The following is a 21,476-nucleotide window of genomic DNA, read 5'->3' as shown; positions in this document are numbered from 1 at the left end:
TAGGCCGATGGCCGCGAGCACAACAGCAGGATCGATGCCGGCCGCGCCGGCAGCCGCCGACACCATGGACCCCCGCAAGCTCATCGCGTTCTTCGCGATGGTGGTGGGGATGTTCATGTCCATCCTGGACATTCAGATCGTGTCGGCGTCGCTGGCCGAAATCCAGGCCGGCCTCAGCGCCGGCACGGATGAAATCGGCTGGGTGCAGACGTCATACCTGATCGCGGAAGTCATCATGATTCCGCTGTCGGGTACGCTCGCGCGTATCATCTCGACGCGCTATCTGTTCGCCTTCTCGGCCGCCGGCTTCACGGCCGCCAGCGCGCTTTGCGCCACCGCGACGAATATCGACCAGATGATCGTCTATCGCGCGATCCAGGGCTTCATCGGCGGCGGCATGATCCCGTCGGTGTTCGCGGCTGCCTTCACCATCTTCCCGCCCTCCAAGCGCAGCATCGTCTCGCCGATCATCGGCCTGATCGCGACGCTGGCGCCGACCATTGGCCCGACGGTCGGTGGTTACCTCAGCCATGCCTTCTCCTGGCACTGGCTGTTCCTCGTCAACATCATTCCCGGCATCATCGTCACGATCGTCACCTGGAATTTCATCGATTTCGACAAGCCGGAATTCTCGCTGTTCAAGAAGTTCGACTGGTGGGGCCTGGTCTCGATGGGCGTCTTCCTCGGCGCGCTTGAATATGTGCTCGAAGAGGGCAACTCGAACGACTGGTTCAACGATCGCAACATCCTTCTCGGCGCCATCGCATCGGCCATCGGCTGCGTGATCTTCTTCTATCGCGCCTTCAAGGTGGATTTCCCTGTTGTCGATCTCAGAGCTTTCAGCAACCGAAACTTCGCGGTCGGCTCGCTGTTCTCCTTTGTCATGGGTATCGGTCTCTACGGCCTGACCTACATCTACCCGCTCTATCTTGGGCGCATCCGAGGCTACGATTCGCTGATGATCGGCGAGACCATGTTCGTTTCCGGTCTCGCCATGTTCTTCACGGCGCCGATCGCGGGCAAGCTGTCGACCAAGATGGACCTGCGCATGATGATGGTGCTCGGCTTCGCGAGTTTCGCCGCCGGCACCTGGATCATGACCGGCGTGACCACGGATTGGGACTTCTACGAGCTGTTCATCCCGCAGATCCTGCGCGGCTTCGGCCTGATGATGTGTATGGTGCCGATCAACAATATCGCGCTCGGCACGATGCCGCCGGCGCGCATGCGCGGCGCTTCGGGCCTGTTCAACCTGACGCGTAACCTCGGTGGCGCCGTCGGTCTCGCGGTCATCAACACCGTGCTGACGAACCGCCAGGACGTGCACTACCAGCGCATCCGCGAGCATCTGGACTGGGGCAACCCCGTGGCGAGCGACCAGATCAACAACATGGCGTCGAAATTCGACACCTATGGCATGGATGGTGCGGCGGTTGCGATCAAGCAGATGGTCGGGCTGGTGACGAAGCAGGCGATGGTGATGTCGTTCAGCGATATCTTCGTCATCCTCACCGGACTTTTCGTGGCGATGATCTTCGGCATCGTGCTGATCGACAAGCCGGCGCCGCCGCAAGGTGGTGGCGGGGGTGGCGGCGGCCACTGACGGTTCACGACAGCATTGACGAATTCTGGCGCCGGCTTGGGAAACCAAAGCCGGCGTTTTCGCGTATATGCGATGATATCATCGGGATCGACCGCGCTTCATGTTCAAAGCTTCCGCCAGATTCGTTGTACTCCTCACGCTTATGCTGTCCGTCGCCGTGAACCATGTGTTTGCCGCCAATCCATCCGCCGACGAGGCACGCATCGATGTCGGCGGCTACAGGATGAACAGTCTTTATCTCAAAGCGCGGCGGCCGGATCTGCCACCGATCGTGTTCATCCACGGTGCCAGCGCCAATCTCCACGATCCGGTGTTTTCGTTTCGAGATCGGCTGGAAGGGCGCGCCGATCTCCTGTTTGTCGATCGTCCCGGCCACGGGCGCTCGGATCGCGGCCGTCCGGAGAATGCATTGCCCGACGGGCAGGCCGATGCCATCGCTGATGTCATGACGAAACGCGGTATCAACAAGGCGATCATCGTCAGCCATTCCTTCGGCGGCGCGGTGGCGGCGAGCTTCGCGCTCCGGCATCCCGACCGGGTGCTCGGCCTCGTCTTTCTGTCGCCCGCCGTCTACCCCTGGCCGGGTGGTATCGCCTGGTATTACGATGCCGCGAAGGTGCCGGTGACGGGCGCGCTGTTCAGCGCCATCGTCGTGCCGCCGGTGGGGCTTGCGATGATCGACAGCGCCACGCGCTCGGTTTTCGCGCCCAATCCTCGGCCGCCCGGCTACATCAAGGAGACGCGGGCGCTGCAGGCGCTTGGGCCGAAGGCGTTCCGCGACAACGCCATCGATGTCGCCAATCTCCTGGAATGGACGAAGCGCAATTCGCCGCGCTATGGTCGCATCCATGCGCCGACGGTGATCATTTCCGGCGATACCGACAGCGTCGTCTCGCCTGATATCCACGCGCGCCATCTTGCCCGCGCCATCAAGGGCGCACGGCTGCTGATGATCCATAACATGGGCCACAAGTCGGATTACATCGCGCGGGATGTGGCGGTGGCGGCGATCGAAAGCATCGCCGGCAGGCCGCGTGATCTGAAGCGTGCGGCAGCCAGGCTCGAAGCAGAGATCGCCAAGGATCACGAAAAATAGCAGTCATTTCAATACGCAAAACACGTCGCCGAAAAATCTGATTTACGTACATCAGAAATGGCGCTAAAGGTCTCGTCAGGAGGAGCGATGAGACCTACGGTTCACGACATTGCCGCAGCTGCGGGCGTCAGCCTTGCGACTGTCGATCGGGTGCTGAACCAGCGCCCGGGCGTTCGGCACGTGACGCGGGAGAAGGTCGAAACCGCCATTCGCGAGATCGGTTATGTGCGCGACGTCGCCGCCGCCAATCTCGCGAAGGGGCGGACCTATTCGTTCGTGTTCATCGTCCCCGCCAGCGACAATTCCTTCATGCACGGGCTGAACGCCGAGGTGATGGCCGCCGTTGCGCGCTCGCCGGTGGAGCGCACGGATATCCGCACCGTCGAGGTTCCGGCCTTCGACCCTACGGCCCTTGCCGCTGCACTCGATACGCTGCGCAGCGAGCGGCCCGCCGGCGTGGCCCTGGTCGCGACCGATGCGCCCGAGGTTCGCGATGCCGTCGACCGGCTGGTGCAGGATGGCATTCCCGTCGTCACCGTGGTCTCCGATCTCACCGGTTCGCTGCGCCATCATTATGCCGGCGTCGACAATATCGCGGCCGGTCGCACGGCGGCGCGGCTGCTCGGCCGTTTTCTCGGTGGTGCCAAGGGCGATGTCGCGGTTCTCGCCGGCTCCATGCTGGTGCGCGACCATCGCGAGCGGCTGGAGGGTTTTGCGGCCGTCATGGCGGAAGAGTTTCCCGGTCTCTCCATCCTGCCCGTTATCGAGGGGCGCGACGATCCTGATATGGCGCATATGCGGGTTTCGGATGCGCTGTCGAAGCGCGACGGCATCATCGGCGTCTACAGCCTCGGCGCCGGCAACCGCAGCCTGATCCGGGCGCTGAAGGAGAAATCCGTCGACCGGGCGCTCACCGTCATCGCGCATGAGCTGACGGATCATACGCGCACGGCCCTTCTCGACGGTACGATCGACGCAATCTTGAACCAAGATGCGGGCCACGAGGTGCGCAGCGCCATCCGCGTGTTGAAGGCCAAGGCCGATGGGCTCTCGGTCATCGACGCGCAGGAGCGCATCCGTCTCGATATCTTTCTGAAAGACAATCTGCCGTAACGGCAAAGGGAGAAACACATGTATCTGGGTCTCGATCTCGGAACCTCCGGCGTCAAAGCCATGCTGATCGATGGCGATCAGAAGATCATCGGCTCGGCCAACGGTTCGCTCGACGTGTCGCGTCCGCATCACGGATGGTCGGAGCAGGAGCCGTCGCACTGGGTGCGCGCCACCGAGGAGGCGATCGCTGGGCTGAAGGCGAAGCATCCGAAGGAGCTTGCGGCCGTCAAGGGCATCGGCCTCTCCGGCCAGATGCACGGCGCGACGCTGCTTGATGCCGACGACAAGGTGCTGCGTCCCTGCATTCTCTGGAACGACACGCGCAGCTATCTTGAGGCGGCAGCGCTCGATGCCGATCCGAAGTTCCGCAAGCTCACCGGCAACATCGTTTTCCCCGGCTTCACCGCGCCGAAGCTTGCCTGGGTCGCCAAGCACGAGCCGGAGATTTTCGCCAAGGTCGCGAAGGTGCTGCTGCCGAAGGATTATCTGCGCCTGTGGCTGACCGGCGAGCACATTTCCGAAATGTCGGATTCGGCTGGCACCTCCTGGCTCGACACCGGCAAGCGCAATTGGTCATCCGAGCTCTTGGCCGCCACCGGTCTCGATGAAAAGCATATGCCAACGCTGGTCGAAGGCACGGAAGAGGGCGGCAAGCTGCGCGGCGAGCTCGCCTCGCAGTGGGGCATCACCGGTTCCGTCGTCGTTGCCGGCGGGGCGGGCGACAACGCGGCATCCGCCTGCGGCATGGGCACCGTCAGCCATGGCGCGGCCTTCGTGTCGCTCGGCACCTCGGGCGTGCTTTTTGCCGCCAACGGTTCCTATCTTCCCAAGCCGGAGAGTGCCGTTCACGCCTTCTGCCACGCGCTGCCCAACACCTGGCACCAGATGGGCGTCATTCTCTCGGCCACCGACGCGCTGAACTGGCACTCGCATGTGACGTCCAAGTCGGCGGCGGAACTGACCGCCGAGCTTGGCGAAACGCTGAAGGCGCCATCCGGCGTCACCTTCCTTCCCTATCTCTCCGGCGAGCGCACGCCGCACAACGACGCCGTCATCCGCGGCGCCTTCATCGGGCTCGAGCATGAGAGCAGCCGCGTGGTGCTGACCCAGGCGGTTCTCGAAGGCGTGTCTTTTGCGATCCGCGACAATCTCGAGGCGCTGCGCTCGGCCGGCACCGATATCGCCCGCGTCACCGCCATCGGCGGCGGCTCGCGCTCGCGCTACTGGCTGGCCTCGATCGCCACAGCACTCGGCGTCCCCGTCGACCTGCCCGCCGACGGCGACTTCGGCGCTGCCTTCGGCGCCGCGCGGCTTGGCCTGATTGCGGCGACTGGCGCTGACCCGGTCGCGGTATGCACGCCGCCGGCAACGGATGGGACGATCGAGCCGGTTGCTGCGCTGAGCGGGGCGTATGAGGAGGCTTATGGCCGCTATCGTGCGCTTTATCCGGCGATCAAGGCTTTGGCGCATTGAGCAGATCTTACTGGGAGGTGTCGAAAGACCCCTCCCCAACCCCTCCCCACAAGGGGGAGGGGCTTCGTGCCCCGCGCGCCCGCCTTCCGAGGTGAGGGGCGGTGCCACCAGCTTTCTCCCCCCTTGTGGGGGAGATGCCGGCAGGCAGAGGGGGTCTTAAGCCACAGGCTCCACGGAACACCATCACCATCGAACCACACCCAAGGAGGAGTACCCCATGAGCACCGGATTTTTCGGCGATATCCAGAAGATCAAGTATGAAGGCCCGGACAGCACCAATCCGCTGGCCTTCCGCTATTACCAGCCCGACGAGATCGTTCTCGGCAAGCGGATGGAAGACCATCTGCGTTTCGCCGTTGCCTACTGGCACACGTTCACATGGCCGGGCGGCGATCCCTTCGGCGGTCAGACCTTCCTGCGTCCGTGGTTCGAAGACACGATGAAGGCTGCGAAGCTGAAGGCCGATGTGGCTTTCGAATTCTTCTCGCTGCTCGGCGCGCCCTATTACTGCTTCCACGACGCCGATGTGCGCCCCGAGGGCAAGAACTTCGCCGAGAACACCAAGAACCTCAACGAGATCGTCGATTACTTCGCCGAGAAGCAGGCTGCCACCGGCACCAAGCTGCTCTGGGGCACGGCGAACCTCTTCTCCAACCGCCGCTTCATGTCGGGTGCGGCAACCAATCCCGATCCCGATGTCTTCGCTTTCTCCGCCGCGACCGTAAAGACCTGCATGGACGCGACGATGAAGCTCGGCGGCGAGAACTACGTTCTGTGGGGCGGTCGCGAAGGCTATGAGACGCTGCTCAACACCGACCTCAAGCGCGAGCTCGACCAGATGGGCCGCTTCCTCAACCTCGTGGTCGAGTACAAGCACAAGATCGGCTTCAAGGGCCAGATCCTGATCGAGCCGAAGCCGCAGGAGCCGACCAAGCACCAGTACGACTACGACGTCGCCACCGTTTACGGCTTCCTGAAGAAGAACGGCCTCGAAAACGAAGTGAAGCTCAACATCGAGCAGGGCCACGCGATCCTCGCCGGCCATTCCTTCGAGCACGAGCTGGCGCTCGCCAATGCGCTCGGCATCTTCGGTTCGATCGACATGAACCGCAACGACTATCAGTCCGGTTGGGATACCGACCAGTTCCCGAACAACGTTCCGGAAATGGCGCTGGCCTATTACCAGGTTCTGGCAGGCGGCGGGTTCACCTCCGGCGGCACCAACTTCGACGCCAAGCTGCGCCGCCAGTCGCTCGATCCGGCCGACCTCCTGATCGGTCACATCGGCGGCATGGATTGCTGCGCCCGTGGTCTGAAGGCTGCCGCCAAGATGATCGAGGACAAGGCGCTGTCGCAGCCGCTCGCCAACCGCTATGCTGGCTGGGATTCGGCCGAAAGCCAGAAGATGCTGCGCGGCGAATATTCGCTGGAGCAGATCACGGCGCGCGTCGAGAGCGAGGATATCAACCCGCAGCCGAAGTCCGGCCAGCAGGAACTGCTCGAAAACGTCGTCAACCGCTACGTCTGATCGGCAGCGGATTGCTGAAACAAAAAGGCCGGGGAGCATTCGCTTCCCGGCTTTTTCAATTGCGCTATCGGCTCACGCCTCAGAACACCTGGCGCAGGATGATGAAGAGCACGAAGGCGATGGCGATGGAGGCGGGTAGCGTCAGGATCCAGGCCATCAGCATGTTGCGCACCGTCGACCATTGCAGGCCGGAGCCGTTCGCGGCCATCGTGCCGGCGACGCCCGACGAGAGCACGTGGGTGGTTGAAACCGGCAGGCCGAGATGGTCGGCGGCGCCGATGGTGACCATGGCGACGACTTCGGCGGCTGCCCCCTGGCCATAGGTCAGGTGGGTCTTGCCGATCTTTTCGCCGACGGTGATGACGATGCGCTTCCAGCCGACCATGGTGCCGAGGCCGAGCGCGATGGCGACGGCGATCTTGACCCATAGCGGGATGAACTTGGTCGCGTTGTCGACCGCCTTGTGATAGGCGCTCACCGCCTGCAGGTCGGCCGGCTCCATGGCGAGCAGCTTCTGCTTGTCGATCAGCTTCAAGGCTTCGCCGATCAGGTAGATGTCGTTGCGGACGTTGCTGACCAGATGCGTGGGCACGGCCTCCAGCGTCGGGAAGGCGGCGACTTCGGCGCTTGTGGCGTGGATGAATTGCTGAAGTGCCGGCGTCGTCGCGTCCGTCCAGACCTTGTTCTTCACGGCGTTGCTCACCTCGACGCGGAAATCGCCGGCGGCCGCACCCGGCTTCACATATTTGCCGAGCGCGGTTTCCACCTGGGCCGAAGCGCTCTTGTAGGCTTCGAGATAGTTGACGTCAGGGGTGCGGTTGAGCGCGAAGGCGGTGGGGACAAGGCCGATCAGGATCAGCATGATCAGGCCCATGCCCTTCTGGCCGTCATTCGATCCGTGGGCGAAGCTGACGCCGGTGCAGGTGAAGATCAAAAGGCCGCGGATCCAGAGAGGCGGCGGGTTGTTGCCCTTCGGCTCCTCGTAGAGCGCCTTGTTGCGCACCAGCACCTTCATGACCAGAAGCAGGACGGCGGAGAGGCCGAAGCCGATCAGCGGCGAGATCAGCAGCGACAGGCCGATATTGGTGGCCTGCGACCAATCTACACCGCTGGTGGCGCTGCCTGATGGCGCCAGGAACTGGTTGGCGAGGCCGACGCCGATGATCGAGCCGACAAGCGTGTGCGAGCTCGACGACGGCAGGCCGAGATACCACGTGCCGAGGTTCCACAAGATGGCGGCGATCAAGAGCGCGAAGACCATGGCGAGGCCGGAACCGGAGCCGACCTGCAGGATGAGCTCGACCGGAAGCAGCGCCAGGATACCGAAGGCGACCGCGCCGCTCGACATCATGACGCCGAGGAAATTGAAGAAGCCCGACCAGATGACGGCGAGTTCGGCCGGCATGGAGCGGGTGTAGATGACGGTGGCTACGGCGTTGGCGGTATCGTGGAAACCGTTGACGAATTCGAAGCCGAGCGCGATGAGCAATGCCAAGCCGAGCATGATCCAGGGAACGGCGGCGACGCTGGTGAGATCGCGCCCGAGCGCGTAACCGACATAGCCGAGACCGGCGACAAGCAGCAGGATGATCGCTGGAAGGAACCACTTTTTCGAAGCCGACCCGTGCAGCGGGTGGTTTTCGTGATCCCGGTGAATAGTCTCGTTGGTGATGTCAGCCATCTCAGTTCCTCTCTCAGAAGCCGTCCCTTCGAGTTATGCCTGCTGCGTGAACCTCTCATGACAATCGTCAATTCCATGTGCCGGCATGGCACGCGATGTCGCATTGCGGCTGACCGCGATCTCGGCTCTATTGCGCATAGAAATCAGCATGCATGATCGGGAGGATCACATGAGCTCGCCTTTCAAGCTCGCCGGCTGCGCCGAGATGTTCTGACGCGACCGACCGATCAAATGCCGGGCCGCTCGGCATGGAAGCGTTTGCCTCGGGTGATCCCGAGGCGGCGCTTGCGGCGTGCCGCGAGGCGTTTACGGTTTAACGGCCGCCTTTGCCTCTCGATCGGCGTGCGCCGGCACTTTTGCCGTCAGGCCGATGCCAAGCGCCTTCATGACGGATAGCGTCGTCTTCAGCGTCGGGTTGCCCTCGGCGCTGAAGGAGCGATAGAGCTGCTCGCGGGAGAGCCCCGTCTCACTGGCAATCTGGGTCATGCCCTTGGCGCGCGCAACGACGCCCAGCGCATGGGCGATATAGCCGGCGTCCTCGGTCTCGAACGCTTCCTCGATGAAGACGGCAATTGCTTCGTCCGATGTCAGGTCATCGGCCGGATCATAGTGAGTGAATTTCTCAGCCATCGTTCTCATTCCATTCGCTGAGCAGCCGTTTCGCCTCGGCGATATCGCGCTTCTGGCTGCCTTTGTCGCCACCGCAAAGCAGGATGATCAGCGTTTTGCCATCCTGTTTGAAGTAGATGCGGTAGCCTGGTCCGTAATGTATCCTCAGTTCGCTGATCCCGTCGCCGACTGGAGCAGCATCGCCGGCATGGCCGAACGCCAGCCTATCCAGCCGTGAAGCGATCAACGCCCTGGCGCGCTCGTCTTTCAAGCGCGCCCGCCATTTTCGAAAGGTCTCGGACTGCCTAAGTTCGAACACAGGCGATCGTAGTTTTAAAACTACATTTCGTCAATGATCCGCGTTTGGCGAAGGCGGACCTTACGGAATCAACCGGTCCGCCCTTAGCCGCTTGAACAGGTCGAAAAACGCGTCGTCGGTGGGCTGGTAGTCGAGGAAGCCCATGCGGCGGCTTTTCGACATGTCGGTGACCACCTCGATCGGCCGGCCGAGGTCGGCGTCGGTGTGCCAGGGCGAGGCCAGGTGGTTGAGATCAGGCTCGGCGAGGCCGTGGCGCTTGGCGATCTCGCGCCAGAGGTCGGCGTCTTCGGCCATCTGCTGTTCCAGCGGGCGGACCACGCCATCGAAGGCGACCGGTTCGATGCCGAACCACGCGGCGATCCGGCCCCACATCCAGCTCCAGCGGAAGACGTCGCCGTTGACGACGTTGAAGCCGTGGTTGGCGGCGGCTGGCGTCGTCGATGCCCATTCGATGTGGCGCGCCAGCAGGCGTGCGTCGGTCATGTCGGTGAGGCTCTCCCATTGCGCGGCAACGCCGGGGAAGCGGAAGGGGCGGCCGGTTTCCTTGCAGATGCTGGCATAGACGGCGAGCGTGGTGCCCATGTTCATGGCGTTGCCGACCGCCTTGCCGACGATCGTGTGCGGACGGTGGACGCTCCAGGTGAAGCCGTCGCGGGCGGCGGCCGCGAAGACCTCGTCTTCCTGCGCGTAATAGAAGTTGTCGATATCGAGACGGGCCTGCTCCTCGCGAAACGGCGTCTGCGGCAGGCTGCCCTTGCCATAGGCTTCGAAGGGGCCGAGATAGTGCTTGAGGCCGGTGACCAGCGCGACGTGGCGCACCGAGCCCGAGAGCCTGACGGCATCGAGCAGATTGCGGACCATGGCCGAATTCACGCGGATGTTCTCCGCTTCCGTCGGCTGCCGCAGCCAGGTGGAGATGACGATGTGCGTGGGGGCGACATCGGCAAGCGCCGATTTGAGCGATGCTGGATCGAGCAGGTCGGCGGCAAGCGGCTGCACGCCGGGCGCTGCTTGCGGCTTGCGCGCGAGGCCGAAGACCTGCCAGCCCTTGGCGCTCAAGAGTTCCGCCGTGGCGCTGCCGACGATGCCGCTTGCGCCTGCGATCAATGCCTTGTTCAAATGCCTGTCTCCTGATGTCTCTCGGGCTGTTTTTCGGGATGTAGCCATTTCGACCGTTTGTCGCTAGAAGGCACCCATTCGAGACATAGACACCCTGAGGTAACCACATGCGAGCCGGCTCACCCGATCACGAATGGCGCGAGGATTGCGCGCCGCGCCGTGTTCTGGAGATCTTCTCCAGCAAATGGACGAGCATGATCCTGCATGTGCTGGACACGCGCCTCGACGGCTGCGCGCGTACCGGCGTGCTGCAGCGCAGTCTTCCAGGGATATCGAAGAAGATGCTGACGCAGACGCTGCGCGACATGGAGGCGGACGGGCTGGTGACGCGCCGGGTCTATGGGACGGTGCCGCCGGCCGTGGATTACACGCTGACGCCGCTCGGCAAGCGGTTCGTGGAGCCGATCGAGCTGCTCTACGGCTGGGGGCGGGCCAATGCGGATGCGCTCGACAGCCTGGCCGAAAGGCGCGCGGAGAAGGCGTGAGCCTATCCTTGCCGCGTATGGGCGCGTCCGCGCTCTATACCAACATATAGGCCATTTCATACCTCGGTTGCCTGTCGGTCCGTTGGGGCTCGCGCTAGCTCTCAAGCTGAGCATTCGCGCTCTCCTGCAACCGACAATCGAGAGGCCCCCATGTCCGATGATACCAATCACCAACGCCGCCGCTTCCTTGGCGCCGCGGCCTTCGCTGCCGCCGCTGTCGGCGTTGCCGGCACTGTGCGTGCGCAGACGGCGGAAGCGGGAAGTAGCGCGCTTGCGTCGGTCAAGCCGGGCACGAATACGTCCTTTCCAGCGCTGAAGCAGGTCAAGACCGGGGTGCTCGATATCGGCTATGCGGAGCTTGGTCCGGCGACCGGACCCGCCGTGCTGTTGCTGCATGGCTGGCCTTACGACATCTATAGCTTTGTCGATGTCGCGCCGGTTCTTGCCGATGCCGGCTATCGCGTGCTCATTCCCTATCTGCGCGGCTACGGGACGACGCGGTTCCTGTCTTCGAAGACACAGCGCAACGGACAGCAGGCGGCGATCGCCGTCGACATGATCGACTTCATGAATGCGCTGAAGATCGAGCGGGCGGTTATCGGCGGGTATGACTGGGGCGGGCGGACGGCGAATATCATGGCGGCGCTCTGGCCGGAACGCTGCAAGGCCATGGTGTCAGTCAGCGGCTACCTGATCGGCAGCCAGGCGATCAACGAAAAGCCGCTGCCACCGAAGGCGGAACTCTCCTGGTGGTATCAGTTCTATTTCGCCACCGAACGCGGGCGTGCCGGCTATGATGCCAACAGGCACGACTTTGCCAAGCTCATCTGGACGCTCGCCTCGCCGCAATGGCACTTCGACGACGCAACCTTCGATCGCACGGCAAAAGCCTTCGAAAACCCGGATCATGTCGCCATCACCATCCATAATTATCGCTGGCGGCTCGATCTCGCCCAGGGCGAGAAGAAATATGATGCGCTGGAGCGCAAGCTCGCGAAGCTGCCCGATATCGGCGTGCCTGCTATCACCATGGAAGGCGATGCCAATGGCGCGCCACACCCAGATCCTGCCTCCTACGCCAAGAAGTTCACCGGCAAGTACGAACATCGGACGATCACCGGCGGCATCGGTCACAATCTGCCGCAAGAGGCGCCGGCGGCCTTCGTCCAGGCGATCATCGATGCCGATAAACTTGCGTGAGTGGCTGCCATGACAGGGAAAATCATGCTGCTTGCCGCCGCCACCGCTGTCGGCGCCACCGTCTTCGCGATCGGCTCGCTCGCCGGCGAGACACCCGCCGCCAAGCCGGTCTCGCCGATCTACGGCGTCTCCCTTCCCGAGGGCTACCGGCAGTGGGAGCTGATTGCGCCGGCGCTCGAGGACGCACCTCTGAACGAGCTGCGCGTGGTCGTCGGCAACGATATCGCCGTCAAGGCCTATCGCGACGGCACGCTTCCTTTTCCTGATGGCAGCGTGCTCGTCAAGTTCGCCTGGAAACGCACTCCATCGGCCGAGTTCGCGCCTGCCTCGGTTCCCGGTGCGGCAACGACGGTGCAGGTCATGGTCAAGGATGCGAAGAAATACGCAGCCTCGGGCGGTTGGGGATTTGGCCGGTTCATCAATGGCGTTCCAGCCGACCAGGCTCAGCACGAGACCTGCTTTGCCTGTCACGAGGCGCGCGTGAACAATCACGACTATGTCTTCACGCGCTATGCGCCGTAGCTGACATTGCGCCCCATACTGGCCTAAGGCTAAGGCCGGGAAGTGCAAGCTTTCCGGCCTTTTCCGTTCGGATCCATAACGCCGACAGCTCTGCGGTATCTGGTCGCATCGGTGCCTTAAATGCGAATCTGAACATCCGCTTAAGTTGTTTTCAGGCAAATGAGCCACTAAGGGCTGCTGTTCGTGGACAACGGGTTGCAGAGATGGGCTATGCGACCGTTGTCGATGCTCAGATCATAAAGCCTGAAATTGAATCCATGAATTTTAAAGCAATTTACCTGGCCATGTCTCCGCTGAAGAGACTGCCTTACCTCGCCGGACAAATCGGACTTCTGCTGACGGGCGCAGCCGTTCTCGGCGCGCTTCGCTTGACGGAATACCTCTATCCGACGCGTGACGAGATCATCTTCTATGTGACGATCGCGGTCGCCTTGGCGTTTCTGCTCTATGCGGTGTTCCTGACGCTGAGGCGCATGATCGATATCGGCATAGCATCGTGGAACGCGGCGTTGGTCGTGACCTATCTTGTCGGCAACGCCGTGTATCCTCTTCTCAAGGTGTTTCCGCTTGTCGGCCAGGGCGTCATCGGCATCTATTTGCTGTTGATGCTATTGGTTCGCACCGGTGCCGTGTCGAAAAGAGAGCCCCAGATTCCAGCGTAATCGGCTCGCCCAGGCGTTCTACCTTTTTTCCCAGCCCTTCGACGGCACCGACACCGAGTTGCGGACGACGAGATCCGGCCGCAGCAGGATCTCGGTCTCGGCGGGCTGGCCATCGCCCAGGAACTCCAGCAGCAGGGCCATGGCCTGCTTGCCGATCGCGGTGCGCGGCTGGCGCACCGTCGTCAGCGGCGGCGACATGAAAACGGCCTGGGGGACGTCGTCGAAGCCGGTGACGGAGAAGTCGCGGGGGATGTCGTAGCCGCGGGCGTTGAGGCCGATCATCACGCCGATCGCCGTCTGGTCGTTGACGCACATGAAGGCTGTTGGCAGCGTGTCGCGCATGAAGAGTTGCTCGACGGCGTGGCGGCCGCTTTCGAGCGTGCCGTCGCCTTCGAGGATGATGCGCTGGCCTTTCGCCACGCCGGCTGCGTCCAGTCCCTCGTCATAGCCCTGGCGGCGTCTTGAATAGGCCAGCCTCGTCTTGCTGTCGCCGATGAAGGCTATTCTGCGGTGGCCTTCTGCGAGCAGCAGGTCGACCGCTTTGCGGGCGCCCTCGATATCGTCGACGCCGACATAGGGAATGCCGCCGTTGAAGACCGGCTCGAAGACGCCGACGCTGGGCGGGAGCCGCGCGGTCATCGTCTGGTGGCCGAAGGGCAGGATGCCGGTGAAGAGAATCAATCCGGCCGCTTGGTTTGAATTCAGGAATTTGAGATATTCGAGGCCGCGCTGGGCGTCATTCTGCGTATGGCCGATGAGAATGCCGTAGCCATGGGCGCGGGCCTCGTTCTCCAGGCCGATCAGAATGTTGGAAAAGTTGGGGTCGCCGATGTCGGGAGCCACGACCAGGATCATGTTGGAACGGCCGAGACGCAGGCTGCGAGCCATGGCGTTCGTCGTGTATCCCGTGATCGCGATTGCCTGGTTGACTTTCAGCCGCGTCGAGTTGGCGACCTTCTCCGGCGTATGGATCGCTCGCGACACGGTCGCGATCGAAACCTCGGCGATCCGGGCGACATCCTCGATGGTTGCTGGCGTGGAATTCGACACTGCGTTCTGCCTTGGGGCTCAATTCGCGGCGACACTACACAGACTGAAGGATACGTCAAAGGGCGAAGCCAAGAGAACTTCGTGATACGATGATGTAAACCTTTACATCGCACATGTAAAGGTTTACACAAGGGTCAAGCGGGTGGGAGCCCGCAGGGGAGGGCATCATGAGTTTGGAGACTGTCGAGGCTGCGCCGGTGGTGTTGTCGGCCCGACGCATATGCAAATCCTTCAATGGGGTGCAGGTCCTCTTCAGTGTCAATTTCGAGCTTCGCGCCGGTGAAATCCATGCGCTGATGGGCGAAAACGGCGCGGGAAAGTCGACCCTCGTCAAGGTGATGTCCGGCTTCGAACAGCCGACCTCGGGCGAGATCATCCTCGATGGCCAGCCGATCGTCCTGCCGCCGAATGGCGCCGCCGAGGCGCTTGGCATCGTCATCATCCACCAGGAATTCAATCTCGCGGATCACCTGACCGTCGCCGAAAGCCTGTTTCTCGGCCGCGAGGTCACGCGTTTCGGCGTGCTCGACCGCAAGTTCATGCGCGCGGAAACCCGCAAGGCGCTCGATCTGCTCGGCTCGCATGTCGATGAGAACGCGTTGATCAGCACGCTTTCCATTGCCGACAAGCAGATGGTGGAGATCGCCAAGGCGATCAGCCGCGATGCGCGCGTGGTCTTCATGGACGAGCCGACGGCGGTGCTGTCGCGCGAGGAAACCAATTTCCTGTTCAAGCAGGTGCGCAAGCTTCGCGACAAGGGCACCAGCTTCGTCTTCGTCTCGCACAAGCTCGACGAGGTCATGGAACTGACCGACCGGGTGACGGTGCTGCGCGACGGGCAGTGGGTGAAGACGGCGCCGACGGCGATGCTCGACGGTGAATCGATCGCCCAGCTGATGGTCGGACGCGAACTTTCCAGCCTCTATCCGACCAAGAACGAGCCCGATGTCGACGAAGAGATCGTGTTGAAGGTGGAGGGTATCTCGACCGGCTATGTGCAGGATGCGAGCTTCGAGGTGCGCAAGGGCGAGATCATCGGCTTTTCCGGCATGATCGGCTCCGGCCGCACGGAGCTGATGGAGGCGATTGCCGGCCTGCGCGGGCGTACCGCCGGCGAGGTGGTCATCCGCGGCGAGAGTGTTCAGTCGGGCGATGTGCATGCGGCCAATCGCGCCGGGCTCGCCTACATGACCAAGGATCGCAAGCACAAGGGCCTGCTGCTCGGCTCCAACATGCTGGCAAACCTGACGCTGCAGTCGCTGGGCCAGCATTCGCGGCACGGCTATCTCAGCCCCAGCAGCGAGGCTGCGGCGCTGGCGAAAGCACGGCGGCGCTTCGATATCCGCGTGCGCGACGCCAATATCGTGGCCGGGCGCATGTCGGGTGGTAATCAGCAGAAGCTGCTGCTCGCCAAGGTCATGGAGACGGACCCCGAGATCATCATCATCGACGAGCCGACGCGCGGCATCGATGTCGGCACCAAGCAGCAGATCTATCATTTCATCTCGGCGCTGGCGCGCGACGGGCGCTCGATCATCGTCGTCTCCTCGGAGATGCCCGAGGTGATCGGGCTCTGCACCCGGGTGGCTGTCATGCGCGAGGGGCGGATCGTCGGCGTGCTCGAGGGCGACGAGATCTCCGAGCAGGAGATCATGCGCTATGCGGCGGGCCTCAAGAAGAAGGCCGCGTAAGGCGGTCGCGAGAGACAAACCGCCGTTACGGCGGACCAAGAGACAAAATGCCTGCAGGCATGACGGGAGGATGGCTTTGGATATGAGTGCGAACGACGAGACCAGTCAGATCAGACGGCGTTCCTGGCGGGATATCGATCTCAGGGCGGTCGCGCCGTTCGCGGCGCTTGCGCTGTTGCTTGTTGTCGGCGCGCTGGTCAATCCGAATTTCATCGGCATCACCAATCTCGCCAATGTCGCGACCCGCAGCGCCTTCATCGCCATCATCGCCGTCGGCGCCACCTTCGTCATCTCGTCGGGGGATCTCGATCTCTCTGTCGGGTCGATGGTCGCCTTCGTCGCCAGCCTGATGATCCTGTTGATGAACTCCGGCCTTATCGCCGATCCTGCTCTGATGCTGGCTGTCGCTGTCGTCTTCACCATCGTTGCCGGCGCGCTCTGTGGGCTGGCGAACGGGCTGATCACCACCGTCGGCAAGATCGAGCCGTTCATCGCCACGCTCGGCACCATGGGCATCTATCGCGGCCTGACGACATGGCTCTCACAGGGCGGCGCGATCACGCTGCGCTCGGCCGAGCAGCAGTCGCTCTATCGTCCGGTCTATTTTGGCTCGATCGCCGGCGTGCCGGTACCGATCATCGTCATCCTCGCGGTCACTGCGGTCGCCGCCTTCATTCTCTATCGCACGCGCTATGGCCGCCATGTCACGGCCGTCGGCTCGAACCGTGATGTGGCGCGCTATTCCGGCATCGCCGTCAACAAAGTCCGCACCATCGCCTTCGTCATCCAGGGGCTCTGTGTCGCCATTGCCGTGCTGCTCTACGTGCCGCGTCTCGGCTCGACATCGGCAACAACGGGCATCCTGTGGGAACTGCAGGCGATCACCGCCGTCGTCGTCGGCGGCACGGCGCTGAAGGGCGGGGCAGGGCGCGTCTGGGGCACGATCTGCGGCGCCTTCATTCTAGAACTCGTCGGCAACATCATGCTGCTCTCGAACTTCATCTCGGAATATCTGATCGGCGCCATCCAGGGCTCGATCATCATCATCGCCATGCTCGTGCAGCGGTCGCTGGCGCGCAGGTAGCAAGGGATTGGCCGGGTCGGCGGGGCGCTCGGTCTCAAGGTTCGCAAGCCCTGGGGTTTAATGGGAGGAAAACAGACATGCGTAAGACACTATTCAGTTTGGCGGTCGTGACGGCGGCGCTGCTCGCCGGCGTCGCTCACTCAGCAGACAAGAAGACCATCGGCGTATCGATCCCGGCGGCCGACCACGGCTGGACCTCCGGCGTGGTGTTCCATGCCGAGCGCGTCGCCAAGCTTTTGATGGCCGAGCACCCTGACCTCACCGTCATCGTCAAGACCTCGCCGGATGCCGCAAGCCAGGCAAACGCGGTACAGGATCTGGCAACGCAGGGCATGGACGCGCTGGTCATCCTGCCGTCCGATCCGGATCCGCTCGTCAACGCGATCAAGGAAGTCAAGGACAAGGGCACCTTCGTGGCGCTGGTCGACCGCGCGCCGAGCACCAACGACGACAGCGTGCGTGACATCTACATCGCCGGCAACAACCCGGCGCTTGGCGAAGTCGCCGGCAAGTACATCAAGGAAACCACGCCGGACGCACAGGTCGTCGTCATCCGCGGCCTGCCGATCCCGATCGACCAGCAGCGCCAGGACGGCTTCGACAAGGGCATCGCCGGCTCCAACGTCAAGGTTCTCGACCGCCAGTTCGGCAACTGGAACCGCGACGACGCCTTCAAGGTGATGCAGGACTATCTCACCAAGTACCCGAAGATCGACGTGGTCTGGTGCCAGGATGACGACATGGCCGTCGGCGTGCTGCAGGCGATCGAGCAGGCCAAGCGCACCGACATCCAGTATGTCGTGGCCGGCGCCGGCTCCAAGGACATGGTCAAGAAGGTCATGGACGGCGACAAGCTGATCCCGGTCGACGTCCTTTATCCGCCGGCAATGGTTGGCACCGCCATGGAACTGACGGCCGCGTCGCTCTACGACCAGGTCCCGGTTCGCGGCACCTACATCCTCGACGCCACGCTGGTGACGAAGGACAATGCCAAGGACTTCTACTTCCCGGATTCGCCGTTCTGATCCTGATCTGAATACGAGGCGCCCGCTCGCAAGGGCGGGCGTCTTTCATTGTGGCGGCAGGCCTGCCTTGGCGAGGTCGCCGACAAAGCGCTCGATAAAGGTTTTGCTCATCGCGGGCTTGAGGCCGAAATAGAATTCACGCCTGGCATCATCAAGCGTCATGCCCGGCCGGAAGCTGTAGAGCTTGTCGATCGTACGGCGCGCCTCCTCGATCTTGCCCTGCCGTCCCTGGATCGCCACCAGCGCCATCGCCGGCCAGAAGGTGACGTTCGGTGAGCGCATCGATGCGCGGGCAGCGTCCGCTGCCTCGTCGAGTTTGTCCATCTGGTAGTTCGCGAACGCCATCATGCTGTGAAAGGTCCAGAGATGCGGGTCGCGCGGGCTGAGACGAAAGGCTTCACTGAATTCGGGCATGCCCTCCTGCGGCCGGTCGGCGTAGCAGAGCGCCTGGCCGAGCGCGAAATGCGCCTGGGCAAAGCTGTGGTCCAGTTTCACCGCATGACGAAGATGGGCAATCCCTGCCTCCGTGGCGCCGTCGAGAGCCAGCGCCCGGCCGAGTGCCAGATGTGCCGCGGGTTCCTTCTGATCAAGCGTGATCGCCCTTTCGGCAAGCTCGATCGCCTCGCATATGCGCCCCGAGCGCTCCTCCAGCGAGCCGTACCAGCCGAGCTGGATGTGAACGTAAGCGAGCCGCGCCTGCGCCTGCGCGAAGGTCGGATCGATGGCAATCGCCTGCTCGAACAGCTGTTTGGCCGTGTTCAATTCGTCGACGGTGAAGCGGTAGAGATGCCAGAGGCCCTTCAGATAGATTTCCCAGGCGGTCATGTCGACGATCGAGCGGCCGCGCAGAGCCGCGAATTCGATGGCGCTCAATTCGGGCTCGATGGTTCCGGTAATCTCGGAGGCGATCTCGTCCTGGAGGTCGAATATATCGGCCAGCATGCGGTCATAGCGTTCGGCCCAGAGCAGCGTGCCCTCGCTTCCATCCAAGAGCTGCGCGGTGATGCGGATGCGCGTGTCGGAACGGCGGACGCTGCCTTCAAGCACGTATTTGACGCCGAGATCCTCGGCAACGCGGCGGGCATCGACGGCGCGGCCCTTGAAGCTGAAGGAGGAATTGCGGGCGGCAACCAGCAACCAGCGACAGCGCGCCAGGGTCGCGATCAGCTCGTCGGTGAAGCCGTCGGAAAAATGCTCCTGCCCCTCGATGCTCGACATGTTCGTAAAAGGAAGCACGGCGATCGACGGACGCTTGCGCTGAGGCGACTGGCTTGGGATCGCCCGGTCCGGAGTATCCTCGTCGGGGCCGTCCGTCTGGCTGCCCGGCGGGAACCAGCGCCACACCCTGACGGGCTGCTCGATATTCTTCAGTTTGCGATTGCCGAAGTCGGTGGCCTCGAAATCGAGCGCCGTGCCGATCTGGTCGCGCACCTGCTGCGACAGGCAGATGCCGCCGGCCGGCGCCAGCGCCTGCAGCCGCGCGGCGATGTTGACGCTCTCGCCGAAGATGTCGCCATCCTCGTTGAGGACGTCACCGACATGGATGCCGATCCGCCAGATCATTCGGCGGTCGGGCACGACATCGTGATTGTCGGCGAGAATGGCCTGCTGGATCTCCATCGCGCAGCGCAACGCGTCGACCACGCTGGAAAACTCCGCCAGCGTGCCGTCTCCGACGAACTTCACGACATGTCCGCGATGCCTTGTGATGGTGGGAACGATGGTCTCGGTGTTGTGGCGTTTCAGCGCCGCGAAGGTGCCCGCTTCGTCGAGGCCCATCAGCCGGGAGAAGCCGACAACATCCGCATCCAAGATTGCCGCCAGCCGCCTCGTCATGGACCACCCTCCTGGTCGACCAAGAGTAGCACGCGGTGGCGGGAAGTCTACAAAGATGCGCCGCGGCATGGCCTCTCACGACGCAAGCGCCAAGAAATGCGGTACGTACGTCTTGCGGGTAGGTGCCCGACATGGTTTAGTCCCCACCGCGAAATTATGTTGATCATGATCGATTTGCATTCTCGCCGAAATCGGCTTGCAGAGCGTCAATCGCGTGTTAAAACTGAACCAGAAACGTTTACGGTCATCTTTTAGGGAGGAATTGACATGAAAACGATCAAGGGCCCAGGCTTGTTCCTCGGGCAGTTCGCGGGCGACGCCGCACCTTTCAACTCGTGGGATTCGATCACCAAGTGGGCAGCCGACATCGGCTACAAGGGCGTGCAGGTACCGACCTGGGCGGGCCAGCTGATCGACCTCAAGAAGGCTGCATCATCCAAGGATTATTGCGACGAGTTCGCCGGCGTGGCGCGCCAGAACGGCGTCGAGATCACCGAACTCTCCACCCATCTTCAGGGCCAGCTGGTCGCCGTGCATCCCGCTTATGACGAAGCCTTCGACGGCTTCGCCGCTCCCGAAGTGCGCGGCAATCCCAAGGCGCGCCAGGAATGGGCCGTCGAGCAGGTGAAGATGGCGCTGACCGCCTCCAAGCATCTCGGCATCAAGGCGCATGCGACCTTCTCCGGCGCGCTTGCCTGGCCTTACATCTATCCGTGGCCGCAGCGCCCGGCCGGTCTCGTCGAGACCGCCTTCGCCGAACTTGCCAAGCGCTGGACGCCGATCCTCAATCACGCCGACGAAAACGGCGTCGACATTTGCTACGAAATCCATCCCGGCGAAGACCTGCATGATGGCGTCACCTTCGAGATGTTCCTTGAGCGCGTGAAGAACCATCCGCGCGCCAACATGCTCTACGATCCCTCGCACTACGTGCTGCAGTGCCTGGATTACCTCGATAACATCGACATCTACAAAGACCGGATCAAGATGTTCCACGTCAAGGATGCCGAGTTCAACCCGACGGGCCGCCAGGGCGTCTATGGCGGTTACCAGGGCTGGGTCGAACGCGCCGGCCGCTTCCGCTCGCTCGGCGACGGTCAGGTCGATTTCGGCGCGGTGTTCTCGAAGATGACGGCCAACAACTTCGATGGCTGGGCCGTGGTCGAATGGGAATGCGCGCTGAAGCATCCCGAGGACGGCGCGCGCGAGGGTGCCGAGTTCGTCAAGTCGCACATCATCCGCGTCACCGAACACGCCTTCGACGACTTCGCCGGCAGCGGCACGGACCAGGCGGCCAATCGGCGGATGCTGGGGATTTAACGAGGGCTTTGAGGGCGGCAGTAGGAGAGGTGGTGCCGAGTGGCCCCCTCATCCGCCTGC

General features: G+C 62.8%; 20 protein-coding genes. 14 read left to right on the top strand and 6 right to left on the bottom strand.

Annotation, left to right across the window (positions count from 1 at the left end):
• The first annotated feature begins 7 nt into the window (after positions 1–7).
• The 5 genes from ACODTZ_RS30305 to xylA all read left to right on the top strand — a co-directional run bounded on the left by ACODTZ_RS30305 (position 8) and on the right by xylA (position 6,813).
• Positions 8–1,603: a DHA2 family efflux MFS transporter permease subunit gene (locus tag ACODTZ_RS30305; RefSeq protein ID WP_111564930.1), complete on the top strand. Its 1,596-nt coding sequence runs from the start codon at positions 8–10 to the stop codon at positions 1,601–1,603.
• 100 nt (positions 1,604–1,703) lie between these two features.
• Complete coding sequence (locus ACODTZ_RS30300) at positions 1,704–2,699, top strand: alpha/beta fold hydrolase (protein ID WP_489030299.1); 996 nt, start codon at positions 1,704–1,706, stop codon at positions 2,697–2,699.
• Between the two features lie 87 nt (positions 2,700–2,786).
• Positions 2,787–3,812, top strand: coding sequence for a LacI family DNA-binding transcriptional regulator (locus tag ACODTZ_RS30295; RefSeq protein WP_489030297.1), 1,026 nt, complete (start codon positions 2,787–2,789; stop codon positions 3,810–3,812).
• A gap of 18 nt (positions 3,813–3,830) precedes the next feature.
• Complete coding sequence (gene xylB / locus ACODTZ_RS30290; RefSeq protein WP_489030295.1) at positions 3,831–5,285, top strand: xylulokinase; 1,455 nt, start codon at positions 3,831–3,833, stop codon at positions 5,283–5,285.
• A gap of 217 nt (positions 5,286–5,502) precedes the next feature.
• Positions 5,503–6,813, top strand: a complete 1,311-nt coding sequence (xylA, locus tag ACODTZ_RS30285; RefSeq protein ID WP_489030293.1) for a xylose isomerase — start codon at positions 5,503–5,505, stop codon at positions 6,811–6,813.
• Positions 6,814–6,892: 79 nt separating this feature from the next.
• Here the strand turns inward: xylA and ACODTZ_RS30280 are convergent, their stop codons facing one another.
• The gene (locus ACODTZ_RS30280; protein WP_489030291.1) at positions 6,893–8,494 is read right to left on the bottom strand and encodes an inorganic phosphate transporter; all 1,602 of its coding nucleotides are present in this window, start codon (positions 8,492–8,494) and stop codon (positions 6,893–6,895) included.
• Positions 8,495–8,579: 85 nt separating this feature from the next.
• Between ACODTZ_RS30280 and ACODTZ_RS30275 the strand changes: the two genes are divergently transcribed.
• A complete protein-coding gene (locus tag ACODTZ_RS30275) occupies positions 8,580–8,708 on the top strand; it encodes a hypothetical protein (protein ID WP_489030289.1) in 129 nt (42 codons plus the stop codon).
• Positions 8,709–8,800: 92 nt separating this feature from the next.
• Here ACODTZ_RS30275 and ACODTZ_RS30270 read toward each other — a convergent pair whose 3' ends face one another.
• The 3 genes from ACODTZ_RS30270 to ACODTZ_RS30260 are packed head-to-tail and all read right to left on the bottom strand — an operon-like array spanning position 8,801 to position 10,589.
• Complete coding sequence (locus tag ACODTZ_RS30270) at positions 8,801–9,124, bottom strand: addiction module antidote protein (protein ID WP_489030288.1); 324 nt, start codon at positions 9,122–9,124, stop codon at positions 8,801–8,803.
• On the bottom strand, positions 9,117–9,422 hold the full coding sequence (locus ACODTZ_RS30265; RefSeq protein WP_489030286.1) for a type II toxin-antitoxin system RelE/ParE family toxin: 306 nt from the start codon (positions 9,420–9,422) through the stop codon (positions 9,117–9,119). Before ACODTZ_RS30265 ends, ACODTZ_RS30270 begins: the two co-directional genes overlap by 8 nt.
• Positions 9,423–9,482: 60 nt before the next feature.
• Positions 9,483–10,589 (bottom strand): SDR family oxidoreductase, encoded by a 1,107-nt coding sequence (locus tag ACODTZ_RS30260; RefSeq protein WP_489030284.1) that lies wholly within the window; start codon positions 10,587–10,589, stop codon positions 9,483–9,485.
• Between the two features lie 59 nt (positions 10,590–10,648).
• Here ACODTZ_RS30260 and ACODTZ_RS30255 point away from each other — a divergent pair, with 59 nt between their 5' ends.
• The 4 genes from ACODTZ_RS30255 (at position 10,649) to ACODTZ_RS30240 (ending at position 13,410) form a co-directional block, all read left to right on the top strand.
• On the top strand, positions 10,649–11,026 hold the full coding sequence (locus ACODTZ_RS30255; protein ID WP_489030282.1) for a winged helix-turn-helix transcriptional regulator: 378 nt from the start codon (positions 10,649–10,651) through the stop codon (positions 11,024–11,026).
• 150 nt (positions 11,027–11,176) lie between these two features.
• Positions 11,177–12,226 (top strand): alpha/beta fold hydrolase, encoded by a 1,050-nt coding sequence (locus tag ACODTZ_RS30250; RefSeq protein WP_489030281.1) that lies wholly within the window; start codon positions 11,177–11,179, stop codon positions 12,224–12,226.
• Between the two features lie 9 nt (positions 12,227–12,235).
• On the top strand, positions 12,236–12,748 hold the full coding sequence (locus tag ACODTZ_RS30245) for a cytochrome P460 family protein (protein WP_489030279.1): 513 nt from the start codon (positions 12,236–12,238) through the stop codon (positions 12,746–12,748).
• A 203-nt stretch (positions 12,749–12,951) separates the two neighbouring features.
• Entirely contained in the window at positions 12,952–13,410 is a 459-nt protein-coding gene (locus ACODTZ_RS30240) for a hypothetical protein (protein WP_489030277.1), read from the top strand.
• Between the two features lie 18 nt (positions 13,411–13,428).
• Here ACODTZ_RS30240 and ACODTZ_RS30235 read toward each other — a convergent pair whose 3' ends face one another.
• Positions 13,429–14,460 carry a LacI family DNA-binding transcriptional regulator gene (locus tag ACODTZ_RS30235; protein ID WP_112981757.1) on the bottom strand — a complete coding sequence of 344 codons (1,032 nt, stop codon included), beginning with the start codon at positions 14,458–14,460 and terminating at the stop codon, positions 13,429–13,431.
• A gap of 167 nt (positions 14,461–14,627) precedes the next feature.
• Here ACODTZ_RS30235 and ACODTZ_RS30230 point away from each other — a divergent pair, with 167 nt between their 5' ends.
• The 3 genes from ACODTZ_RS30230 (at position 14,628) to ACODTZ_RS30220 (ending at position 18,260) form a co-directional block, all read left to right on the top strand.
• Positions 14,628–16,151, top strand: a complete 1,524-nt coding sequence (locus ACODTZ_RS30230) for a sugar ABC transporter ATP-binding protein (RefSeq protein WP_489030276.1) — start codon at positions 14,628–14,630, stop codon at positions 16,149–16,151.
• Between the two features lie 82 nt (positions 16,152–16,233).
• Positions 16,234–17,235 carry an ABC transporter permease gene (locus ACODTZ_RS30225; RefSeq protein ID WP_018901969.1) on the top strand — a complete coding sequence of 334 codons (1,002 nt, stop codon included), beginning with the start codon at positions 16,234–16,236 and terminating at the stop codon, positions 17,233–17,235.
• Between the two features lie 77 nt (positions 17,236–17,312).
• The gene (locus tag ACODTZ_RS30220) at positions 17,313–18,260 is read left to right on the top strand and encodes a substrate-binding domain-containing protein (protein ID WP_018901968.1); all 948 of its coding nucleotides are present in this window, start codon (positions 17,313–17,315) and stop codon (positions 18,258–18,260) included.
• A gap of 45 nt (positions 18,261–18,305) precedes the next feature.
• Here ACODTZ_RS30220 and ACODTZ_RS30215 read toward each other — a convergent pair whose 3' ends face one another.
• Positions 18,306–20,096: an adenylate/guanylate cyclase domain-containing protein gene (locus ACODTZ_RS30215; RefSeq protein ID WP_489030273.1), complete on the bottom strand. Its 1,791-nt coding sequence runs from the start codon at positions 20,094–20,096 to the stop codon at positions 18,306–18,308.
• 267 nt (positions 20,097–20,363) lie between these two features.
• On the opposite strand from ACODTZ_RS30215, the gene ACODTZ_RS30210 reads away from it, so the two are divergent.
• The gene (locus tag ACODTZ_RS30210; RefSeq protein WP_489030271.1) at positions 20,364–21,416 is read left to right on the top strand and encodes a sugar phosphate isomerase/epimerase family protein; all 1,053 of its coding nucleotides are present in this window, start codon (positions 20,364–20,366) and stop codon (positions 21,414–21,416) included.
• The last annotated feature ends 60 nt before the right edge of the window (positions 21,417–21,476 follow it).

Source organism: Rhizobium sp. FG113, from assembly GCF_057809895.1.
The sequence above is the reverse complement of the archived record's forward strand: the minus strand, read 5'-3'. Positions and strand labels throughout refer to the sequence as shown.

Coding starts and splice junctions, on each gene's coding strand:
- ACODTZ_RS30305 (WP_111564930.1), top strand. CDS start 8: ATGGCCGCGAGCACAACAGCAGGATCGATGCCGGCCGCGCCGGCAGCC.
- ACODTZ_RS30300 (WP_489030299.1), top strand. CDS start 1,704: ATGTTCAAAGCTTCCGCCAGATTCGTTGTACTCCTCACGCTTATGCTG.
- ACODTZ_RS30295 (WP_489030297.1), top strand. CDS start 2,787: ATGAGACCTACGGTTCACGACATTGCCGCAGCTGCGGGCGTCAGCCTT.
- xylB (WP_489030295.1), top strand. CDS start 3,831: ATGTATCTGGGTCTCGATCTCGGAACCTCCGGCGTCAAAGCCATGCTG.
- xylA (WP_489030293.1), top strand. CDS start 5,503: ATGAGCACCGGATTTTTCGGCGATATCCAGAAGATCAAGTATGAAGGC.
- ACODTZ_RS30280 (WP_489030291.1), bottom strand. CDS start 8,494: ATGGCTGACATCACCAACGAGACTATTCACCGGGATCACGAAAACCAC.
- ACODTZ_RS30275 (WP_489030289.1), top strand. CDS start 8,580: ATGGCACGCGATGTCGCATTGCGGCTGACCGCGATCTCGGCTCTATTG.
- ACODTZ_RS30270 (WP_489030288.1), bottom strand. CDS start 9,124: ATGGCTGAGAAATTCACTCACTATGATCCGGCCGATGACCTGACATCG.
- ACODTZ_RS30260 (WP_489030284.1), bottom strand. CDS start 10,589: ATGGCTACATCCCGAAAAACAGCCCGAGAGACATCAGGAGACAGGCAT.
- ACODTZ_RS30255 (WP_489030282.1), top strand. CDS start 10,649: ATGCGAGCCGGCTCACCCGATCACGAATGGCGCGAGGATTGCGCGCCG.
- ACODTZ_RS30250 (WP_489030281.1), top strand. CDS start 11,177: ATGTCCGATGATACCAATCACCAACGCCGCCGCTTCCTTGGCGCCGCG.
- ACODTZ_RS30245 (WP_489030279.1), top strand. CDS start 12,236: ATGACAGGGAAAATCATGCTGCTTGCCGCCGCCACCGCTGTCGGCGCC.
- ACODTZ_RS30240 (WP_489030277.1), top strand. CDS start 12,952: ATGGGCTATGCGACCGTTGTCGATGCTCAGATCATAAAGCCTGAAATT.
- ACODTZ_RS30230 (WP_489030276.1), top strand. CDS start 14,628: ATGAGTTTGGAGACTGTCGAGGCTGCGCCGGTGGTGTTGTCGGCCCGA.
- ACODTZ_RS30225 (WP_018901969.1), top strand. CDS start 16,234: ATGAGTGCGAACGACGAGACCAGTCAGATCAGACGGCGTTCCTGGCGG.
- ACODTZ_RS30220 (WP_018901968.1), top strand. CDS start 17,313: ATGCGTAAGACACTATTCAGTTTGGCGGTCGTGACGGCGGCGCTGCTC.
- ACODTZ_RS30215 (WP_489030273.1), bottom strand. CDS start 20,096: ATGACGAGGCGGCTGGCGGCAATCTTGGATGCGGATGTTGTCGGCTTC.
- ACODTZ_RS30210 (WP_489030271.1), top strand. CDS start 20,364: ATGAAAACGATCAAGGGCCCAGGCTTGTTCCTCGGGCAGTTCGCGGGC.